This window comes from Cupriavidus basilensis, assembly GCF_029335485.1.
Classification (GTDB): Bacteria; Pseudomonadota; Gammaproteobacteria; order Burkholderiales; family Burkholderiaceae; genus Cupriavidus; species Cupriavidus basilensis_E.
The window spans coordinates 1-8544 of sequence record NZ_JARJLM010000223.1; the positions used below are offsets into that span (position 1 = coordinate 1).

The following is an 8544-nucleotide window of genomic DNA, read 5'->3' on the forward strand; positions in this document are numbered from 1 at the left end:
CCTGGCCCACGCTGAGCCTGGCGGCGCTGGTCTTGAAGTAATGCTGGGCGGCGGCCTCGACGCCGAACACGCCCTCGCCCCACTCCACCGAATTCAGATAGATCTCGAAGATGCGCTGCTTGTCCAGCCAGAACTCGAGCATCCAGGTGATGGCCAGCTCCTGGCCCTTGCGCAGGTAGTGCTGCTCGGACGAGAGGAAGAGGTTCTTGGCCAGCTGCTGCGTGATGGTGGAGCCGCCGCGCACGATATGGCCGCGCTTCTTGTTGCGCTCCCAGGCATCGAGCATGGCGTCGAGCTCGTAGCCAGGATGGTTGACGAAGTCGGCGTCCTCGCTGGCGATCACCGCGCGCTTGAGATTGCGCGAGATATCGTCATAGCCGACCCAGCGGTGGTCCACCTGGCAGCTCCAGAAATTGAAGCCGCACAGGCGCCAGCGCTCCGCCCGCATGAATGTGCTGGAGGACGGGTTCACGTATTGCCAGGCAGCGATCTGCAGGAAGAAATAGAGCTGCATCGCCAGCATGCCGGCAATCAGCGTGCCGACCAGGTAAGCCAGCCAGCGCAGCGGATTGAGGCTGCCGCCGCGCGTGGCCGAACCCTGGCGGGCGGTGCGCTTGCGCTCTGCCATGACGGTGTCCGCGACCCGGTTTGCTGCGCTTAGCCTGCGGCCTTGGCCGACAGTTCTGCGCGCAACTCGGCCAGCACCGGCGCGGTGGCGGGCCGCACGCCGCGCCAGTTGTAGAAGGCTTCGGCGGCCTGCTCGACCAGCATGCCCAGGCCATCGGCGGTGCGTGCCCCGCACTGGGCGGCAAACTTCAGGAATACGGTGGGCTCGGCGCCGTACATCATGTCGTAGGCCAGCACGTCCTTGCCCAACAGTTCCGCCGGCACCGGCGGGAGCTCGCCTTGCAGGCTGCTGCTGGTGGCGTTGATGACCACATCGCAGGCGTCTTCATCGGTCAGGCCCGCCAACGCGTCGAAGCCGCCGCCCCACAGCTCCACGCCGTACTCGTCGGCCTGCTGCGCCACGTTTTCCAGGATGTCGCTGGCGCGCTGGGGCGTGCGGTTGGCCACCACGATGCGCTCGGGCCGGCAGGCGATCAGCGGCAGCATGGCGCCCATGGCGGCGCCGCCCGCGCCCAGCAGCAGGATGCGCTTGCCTTCGAGCAAGGTATCGAGGTTGACTTCGATGTCGCGCGTGAGGCCGACGCCGTCGGTGTTGTCGCCGTGAATCAGGCCATCCTCGATCCACATGGTGTTGACCGCGCCGGCGCTCTCGGCGCGCGGCGTGAGGCGGTCGGCGAGGTCATAGGCTTCGAGCTTGAACGGCACGGTCACGTTCAGGCCATGGCCGCCGCCCTCGAAGAAGGCACGCACGGTGGCCGCGAATCCATCCAGCGGCGCCAACAGGCGCTCGTACTCGACGGCCTCGCCGGTCTGCCGCGCGAAGGCGGCATGGATGGCGGGCGAGCGGCTGTGCGCGACGGGATTGCCAACCACGACATAGCGGTCGGCCTGGGGCTGGGGCTGGGATTGCATCGTTTCTGTAGTAGACATCATCGGGCCTGTAGGCGGGTTTCGAGGCCGCTGCGGGAAAACTTGAAGGTGGAGATCACTTCGAGAATATCCTGGCGGGCCTGCATCTGCGGTGTGAACGTGCCGAACGGCGCCGCCGCCCGCACGATCGCGACGGCCTGGCGGTCCAGTGCGGGATCACCCGAGCTCTTGACCACATCGATGGCGTCGATGTTGTAGCCGTCGCGGTTATAGCCGAGCTTGCCCTGCCGGTTGACGTTGATCACCAGGATCAGCTGGCCGTACAGCGGTTTGCCGCTGCGCTGGGGGAAATCAAGGGTGCCGCGCGCCTCGATCCTGTGGCGCAGGCGGTCATAGTATTGCGCGTACTCGACTTCCTGGGCGCTGGTGGCGGTGAGCTGGTAGCGCTTTGGGCGCTTGGCGTACTGCTCGATATTGCGGCCGATCTCGGCCTCGAGCTTGGCCATCTCATCGAGCGAGGTGCGCTCGTCCTGTCCGCGCAGCGGGTCGTCGGTGTGTTGCTGGCCCGGTTTGACCGGCTGGCTGCGCACGGCCGGCGCGGCTTCGCGCGCCTGCGTCATCAGGCGCTGCTGCTCCTGCTCCATCAGCTCCACGCGGCGCTGCATCTGGCGTACCAGGTCGCCGTCCTTGGTCGCGGTCTGGGCCGGCAGCGGCGTGGTCGCGCGCTGCTGGTCCTGTTCGCCGCCGCCGTCCAGGTTGGCCTGGGCCAGCACGGTGGGGTTGCGCGGACGCTGCGCCGACTTGGAGTTGACCAGCACCACATCGAGCGCGGCATCGGTGCGCTTGATCTCGAAGGCATCCGGCGCCACCACCCGCACGGTCAGAAGCAAGGCATGCGCCAGCACCGAGACGGCCAGCGCCCTGGCCATCGTGCTGCTGGCGTTCCACCACTGGCGGGGAGAAAAGGCGGCTTTCACGGTGGCGGGGCGTTGGCTTGGGAGCAGCGATGTGGCGTGACCGGGGCCGGGGTCGGACCGACCCCGGATCAGACTGCGATTGTAAGGGAGCGCCTCGCTTTTTCCGAGGACCTCAGCCCGCGCCGGCAACGCCGGTGTCGCGCGCGTCCGACGAAGCGGCGGTTGCGGCACCGTCGGCGCCCGCGGCATCGTCGGCAACGGCTTGCGCCGGCGCCTCCTGTGCGCCCGCGCCTTCCGCAGCCATCTCGGCAGCCTCTTCCGCGGCGGCTTCGGCGGCGGCTTCGGCCGACACCTCGCTGGCTTCGTCGTCGCTTTCCAGCTCCTCTGACGGCAGTTCGCCTTCGCCGGCGAACACCTCCAGGACCCGGCACGACACTTCGAGCGAAATCTCGTCGGTAGCGCCGATTTCCAGCAGCACCTGGGTGCCGCGCTGGGCCTGGGCCAGCTCGGGCACGCGCGTGACCAGCGGGATCTCGGCAAAACGCACCGCGCCCTCCTTGAGCACCGAGGCCATCAGGCGCTCGCGCTTCTCCTGGCCCAGCCAGCGCAGGCACCAGTAGCGCTCCATGGTCGACTGGTGGTCGGCATAAGCGGCGTATGTGCCTTCGAAGTCGGCCACGGCGGCCAGCAGGTCGGCATCCTTGGGCTTGAACGGCGCCACCAGCTTGGCGGTAACGCCATGCTGGGCCACCGCCAGGATCTGCCACTGGTTGACCAGGTCGACATAGCGGCGCAGCGGCGAGGTGCTCCACGCGTATTGCGCCACGCCCAGCCCCTCGTGCGGGGCCGGATAGGTCTGCATGCGGGTGCGGTGCATGCCCCAGGCCTTCTGCGTACGGTAGATGCCCGGCACGCCGTTGTCGGCAAGCAGCTTGCCCCAGGTGCTGTTGGCCAGGATCATCAGCTCCGCGACGATCTTGTCCAGCGGGGAACCGCGCCGGCGCTGCTCGATGCGCACGCGCTCACCGCCGTCGGGCAGCTCGTCGAGGTAGAAGCTGTAGTCCGCGCGATTGTGCGACTCGGGCCGCAGCCCGCTCGCCAGGCGCGCCTTCTGGCGCTCGTCGTACAGCCAGCCGGAGAAATGCCACAAGCGGGTCAGCGCATCGCGGAACGGGTAGTCGCCGGTGCCGGCGGCAAGCGCGGCCTCGGTCACCACATCCTCCAGCAGATTGTGGCGCAGGTTGGCGGCGATCATCACCAGTTCGGCACGGGTCTCGCTGCTGACAATGGCTTGCTGGTCCGGATCGTAGACCACGTACAGCGACAACGCCGGGCATTCGCGCCCTTCCTGCAGCGTGTAGCGTTCCACCACGGCATCGGGCAGCATGGTGATCTTGTCGCCGGGGAAGTACACCGTCGACAGGCGCTGGCGCGCCACGGCGTCGAGTGGCTCGCCGCGGCGGATGCCAAGGCCGGGCGCGGCAATGTGGATGCCGACGCGGATCTTGCCACCGTCGAGCGGCGTCACCGACAGCGCATCGTCGATCTCGGTGGTGGTGACGTCGTCGATCGAGAACGCTTGCACATCCGCGCGCGGCAGGTCGCCGGCGGGTTCCGGCACGGCCACGTCGGGAAAGCCGGTGCCCTTGGGGAAGCATTCGGAGAGGAACTTGGCCTCGTGCAGCGCGCGCGGGCTGGCAATGCCGCCCACCGCCACCATCAGCCGCATCGGCGACATGCCGAGCGCGGTGCAGGCGGCATCCATCGCCTTGTATTCGAGGCTGTTCTTGTCGGGCTTGAACAGCAGTTGCAGCGCCTTGCCGCGGAACGCGTCGGGCAGGGTCAGGGCCTTGAGCTGGGTTTCGTATTCGGCCTGCACCAGCGCCTGCTGCTTCTTGCGCTCGAGCGCGGCCAGAGCCGCCTTGAGCTGGTCTTCCGGCGCGCGCTGGTAATGTCCCCGCCCCTTGCGGCGGAAATAGACCGGATTGCCGTGCAGCGCCTGCGCCAGCGCGGCTTGCTGCACCACGCTCGCACCGGCGCCGTAGTACTCGGCCGCCAGATCGGTGAACACGAATTCGTCATCCGACGCGCATTCCCACAGGAAATCCAGGTCGATCTCGCCCACCAGCCCGGTGGTCTCGCGCACCAGCTCGATCGCCGACGGCTGCGCAAACTGCAACAGCACGTCGCGCGCCTTGACCTTGGTGCGCTTGCCCGCGGGCAACTCCACCTGATAGGACTCGCCCTGCTGGGTCAGCACGGTGCCGGCGCGAATCTCGCCGCCTTCTTCGAACAGCAACTGCATGGATCGGTACTTTCAGAAATGCCGAGAGCCGCTCTTGGACAACAAGCGCCCTGGCGCTATGTGACGCCTGTGGGAACGGCCCGGCGAGAGAAATGGTGCAAGGCCGCCTTCAGGCGAGGCGACGACCGGACCTGAGATGATACCGCACCGCGCCGGACGCAAGCCGGCACGGGACAAGGTGTTACAGCGACATGCCGCCGCTGGCCTCGATCGCCACGCCGTTGACATAGCTGGCGTCGTCGCTGGCCAGGAAGGTGTAGATGCTGGCAATCTCGGCCGGTTCGGCCAGCCGGCGCAGCCAGCAGGACGACTTCATGCCCTCCAGCACCTTCTCCGGCACCGTCTGCAGGATTTCCGTGGCGACGAAGCCCGGGCAGACGGCATTGACGCGCACGCCCTTGGGGCCCAGTTCGCGCGCCCATGTCTTGGTGAAGCCGATCACGCCGAACTTGCTGGCCGCGTAGTTGGTCTGGCCGAAGTTGCCATAGAGGCCGACCACGCTGGATGCATTAAGAATCACACCGCTGCCCTGCTCGGTCATGATCGATGCGACCGCCTGCGCGCAGTTGAAGACACCCTTGAGGTTGACATCGATCACGGCGTCGAACTGGGCCTCGCTCATCTTGGCCAGGCGTGCATCCTTGGTGATCCCGGCGTTGTTGACGAGGATGTCGATACGGCCGTGCTTGGCGAGCGTGGCCGCCACCATGGCGTCGACCTCGTCGCGACGCGTCACGTTGACCTTGAACGCGGCCACGGTGGCACCCGTCGCGGCGAGGGTATCGGCGGCGGCACGCACACGCGCTTCCTGCACATCGCAAAGCACAACCAGCGCGCCTTCGGCGGCAAAGCGCTGTGCGGTGGCAAAACCGATACCGGCTGCAGCGCCGGTAATGATGGCAACACGTCCCTGCAATTTCATGATGGTCGTCTCTTCTTCTTGGCTAGCGGTCTGGGTATGTTCTTGCTTTTGCTTCGTATTACTCGATTTCTGCTGGCTTTTCGCCGCTTCCCGGCCACCCCGGCTGCGCGGAACCATCGCGGCCGGGCGCTTGAGGGCTCTCCGGCGCGGAGCGCTCCTGCAGGTCGGGCAGGAACACCTCCGTCACCAGCATGACGCCCTCGCCGCGCCGGAATATCGAGCGGCGCGCCGGCAAGGCCTGGGATGGCGGCAGTGCGCGCATGGCGGGCACGGCCTGCTGCAAGCGCAGCCGCAGCGGGTGATGCGGCTGCAGGCGCGCAAAGGCAAAAGGCTCGCGCCGCACGCGGGGATCGACGAACAGCGCGCCGCCCAGGGGGCGCTCCCCCAGGCCACGCAGGAACGGCCAGTCGCGCCGTGCGTGGTGGGGCTTCACCACCGTATGGGCGAACACCGCCGGCACCTCGTCGCAGACCAAGAGCACCTCGCGGGCCAGCGCCCGGTGGCGCGCAACCAACCCCAGCGCCTGCCATTCGTCGGCCAGGGCAAGCTCCATGCGCTGCGCGAGGCAGCGCACGCGGAACCGGCTGGACGCCGCCACCAGGCGTGCCGTCAGCGAACCCTCCCCGACCACCCACCGCCGCAGGTTGGCGCTGATGGCGGGATCCTCGGGTAGATGGAAATGCCAGCCGCAACGGCGCATTTGCGCCTCGTTCATGCCGCGCTCATGCCTGCGGCTCCGGGCCATAGCCGCAGAAAGCGAGGACTTCGTCGACGTAGTCGGCAAATTCGCTGATGCCGTGGTCGCTGCCCTCGATCACGCGCGTGCGCGCGCCGGGGAACGCCGCCAGCATCTCGCGGTAATCCAGCACTTCGTCGCCGGTGGCGGCCATCAGGAAATAGCGTTCCGGCCGGGTGATCGCCTCGACCCGCAACGCCAGCAGTTCGTCCAGGTGATGCCGCTCGACCCGCACCGAGCCGCCGCCGTGCCAGAGCGGCTGGTCGCCGAGGTAGTGCTCCAGGTCGGTCCAGGGATGCACTGCGGGGTTGAGCAGCACGGCGCGGCAGCCGTGGCGCTCCGCCAGCCAGCGGGCATAGAAGCCACCCAGCGACGAGCCGACGATGGTGAGCGGCTGCGCGCCACCCGCCTGGGATGCCGCAATGGCCGCTTCGGCCTGGGCAATGGCCGCCGCCGGCGATACGGTCAGGACGGGGCAGGCGTAATGGCGCCCGACGCCCCATTCGCGCATGCGCTGCTGGACCAGACGCGCCTTGAACGACTGCGGCGAAGAGCGGAAACCGTGCAGATATAACAGCATGCGCCCGCGCTCAGCCCGCTGCGCGGGCGCCAAAGGCATCCAGCAGCTTCTGGTGGACGCCGCCGAAACCGCCGTTGCTCATCACCAGCACGTGATCGCCCGGGCGCGCCGCGGCACGCACCGCCTGCACCAGCGCCGGAAGATCGCTGAAAGCGGCGGCCCGCTCGCCCAGCGGCGCCAGCGACTCGGCCAGGTCCCAGCCCAGCGCATCCTTGCCGCCGGCCGCGCCGTAGCCGAACACCAGGTCGGCTGCCTCCAGGCTGGCCGGCAACTGCGCCTTCATCACGCCCAGCTTCATGGTGTTCGAGCGCGGCTCGAGCACTGCCAGGATACGTGCCGCGCCCACCCGCTTGCGCAGGCCCAGGAGCGTGGTCTGGATCGCGGTGGGATGGTGGGCGAAGTCGTCATAGACGGTGATGCCGTCCACTACGCCGCGCACTTCCATGCGGCGCTTCACGTTGGCGAAGCGCGACAGGGACTCGATCGCCTGGGCCGGAGGCACGCCCACATGCCGGGCCGCCGCGATCGCCGCCAATGCGTTCATCCGGTTGTGCGTGCCCTGCAAGGCCCAGTTGACCCGGCCTTGCAGCGCGTCCTTGAACCAGATATCGAAACTGTCCTGGGTGTGGCCGCCGGCGCCGGTGTCGGCGGGCTCGCCGGCACGCCAGTCGCCCACGCCGAACTGCTCGGTCTCGCTCCAGCAGCCCCGCTCCAGCACGCGCGCCAGGCTGGCTTCGAGGCCGTTGACGATCAGCCGGCCCTGTTCTGGCACGGTGCGCACCAGATGATGGAACTGCGTCTCGATCGCGGCAAGATCCGGGAAGATGTCGGCATGATCGTATTCCAGGTTATTCAGGATGGCCGTGCGCGGACGGTAGTGGACGAACTTGCTGCGCTTGTCGAAAAACGCGGTGTCGTACTCGTCGGCCTCGATCACGAAGAAGTCGGATTCGGTCACCCGTGCCGACACGCCGAAATTCTGCGGCACGCCACCCACCAGGAAGCCCGGCTGATAACCGGCATCCTCCAGGATCCAGGCCAGCATGGAGGTCGTCGTGGTCTTGCCATGGGTGCCCGCCACCGCCAGCGTCCATTTGCCGCGCAGCACATGCTCGCCCAGCCACTGCGGGCCGGAGACATAAGGCAGGTTGCGGTTGAGAATGGCCTCCATCAGCGGATTGCCGCGCGAAACCACGTTGCCGATCACGAACAGGTCCGGCGCCAGCGCCAGCTGGTTCGGATCGAAACCCTCGATCAGCTCGATGCCCTGCGCCTCGAGCTGGGTGCTCATGGGCGGGTAGACATTGGCATCGCAACCGGTGACACGGTGGCCCGCCTGCTTGGCCAGGACAGCGAGGCCGCCCATGAATGTGCCGCAGATACCGAGGATGTGAATATGCATGGGAGTGGATTGGGCGGGCCAGGCGGCCGGGCCTTCTTTGCTTCGGGTGAGGAAGAATTGTACCTGAGGGGGTAGGGCGGGATTTGCTGCCGGTGATGGGGAGCCAGGCGCCCTGCCGGAAGCCCTGGACCGGGCAACAGCGTCACTGCAACGTCAAATTCAGCTGCTTAACTACAACACCACGC

General features: G+C 67.6%; 8 protein-coding genes. All 8 read right to left on the reverse strand.

Annotated elements, in window-relative coordinates:
- A partial coding sequence (mtgA, locus tag P3W85_RS13070; RefSeq protein WP_276265094.1) for a monofunctional biosynthetic peptidoglycan transglycosylase occupies nucleotides 1-628 on the reverse strand: 628 nt, incomplete at its 3' end.
- 29 nt (nucleotides 629-657) lie between these two features.
- Nucleotides 658-1539, reverse strand: a complete 882-nt coding sequence (gene aroE / locus P3W85_RS13075; protein WP_430869540.1) for a shikimate dehydrogenase — start codon at nucleotides 1537-1539, stop codon at nucleotides 658-660.
- A gap of 17 nt (nucleotides 1540-1556) precedes the next feature.
- Entirely contained in the window at nucleotides 1557-2426 is an 870-nt protein-coding gene (locus tag P3W85_RS13080) for an energy transducer TonB (protein WP_276265101.1), read from the reverse strand.
- A 160-nt stretch (nucleotides 2427-2586) separates the two neighbouring features.
- A complete protein-coding gene (locus tag P3W85_RS13085) occupies nucleotides 2587-4719 on the reverse strand; it encodes an RNB domain-containing ribonuclease (protein ID WP_276265095.1) in 2133 nt (710 codons plus the stop codon).
- A gap of 181 nt (nucleotides 4720-4900) precedes the next feature.
- Nucleotides 4901-5641: a 3-oxoacyl-ACP reductase FabG gene (gene fabG / locus P3W85_RS13090; protein ID WP_276265096.1), complete on the reverse strand. Its 741-nt coding sequence runs from the start codon at nucleotides 5639-5641 to the stop codon at nucleotides 4901-4903.
- A 58-nt stretch (nucleotides 5642-5699) separates the two neighbouring features.
- The gene (locus P3W85_RS13095) at nucleotides 5700-6356 is read right to left on the reverse strand and encodes a chorismate--pyruvate lyase family protein (protein ID WP_276265097.1); all 657 of its coding nucleotides are present in this window, start codon (nucleotides 6354-6356) and stop codon (nucleotides 5700-5702) included.
- A 7-nt stretch (nucleotides 6357-6363) separates the two neighbouring features.
- On the reverse strand, nucleotides 6364-6957 hold the full coding sequence (locus P3W85_RS13100; RefSeq protein WP_276265098.1) for a YqiA/YcfP family alpha/beta fold hydrolase: 594 nt from the start codon (nucleotides 6955-6957) through the stop codon (nucleotides 6364-6366).
- 10 nt (nucleotides 6958-6967) lie between these two features.
- Complete coding sequence (gene mpl, locus P3W85_RS13105) at nucleotides 6968-8359, reverse strand: UDP-N-acetylmuramate:L-alanyl-gamma-D-glutamyl-meso-diaminopimelate ligase (protein WP_276265099.1); 1392 nt, start codon at nucleotides 8357-8359, stop codon at nucleotides 6968-6970.
- Between the last annotated feature and the right edge of the window lie 185 nt (nucleotides 8360-8544).

Excerpts from the sequence above, each read along its gene's own strand:
- aroE (WP_430869540.1), bottom strand. The coding sequence starts at position 1,539 with ATGCAATCCCAGCCCCAGCCCCAGGCCGACCGCTATGTCGTGGTTGGC.
- P3W85_RS13080 (WP_276265101.1), bottom strand. The coding sequence starts at position 2,426 with ATGGCCAGGGCGCTGGCCGTCTCGGTGCTGGCGCATGCCTTGCTTCTG.
- P3W85_RS13085 (WP_276265095.1), bottom strand. The coding sequence starts at position 4,719 with ATGCAGTTGCTGTTCGAAGAAGGCGGCGAGATTCGCGCCGGCACCGTG.
- fabG (WP_276265096.1), bottom strand. The coding sequence starts at position 5,641 with ATGAAATTGCAGGGACGTGTTGCCATCATTACCGGCGCTGCAGCCGGT.
- P3W85_RS13095 (WP_276265097.1), bottom strand. The coding sequence starts at position 6,356 with ATGAACGAGGCGCAAATGCGCCGTTGCGGCTGGCATTTCCATCTACCC.
- P3W85_RS13100 (WP_276265098.1), bottom strand. The coding sequence starts at position 6,957 with ATGCTGTTATATCTGCACGGTTTCCGCTCTTCGCCGCAGTCGTTCAAG.
- mpl (WP_276265099.1), bottom strand. The coding sequence starts at position 8,359 with ATGCATATTCACATCCTCGGTATCTGCGGCACATTCATGGGCGGCCTC.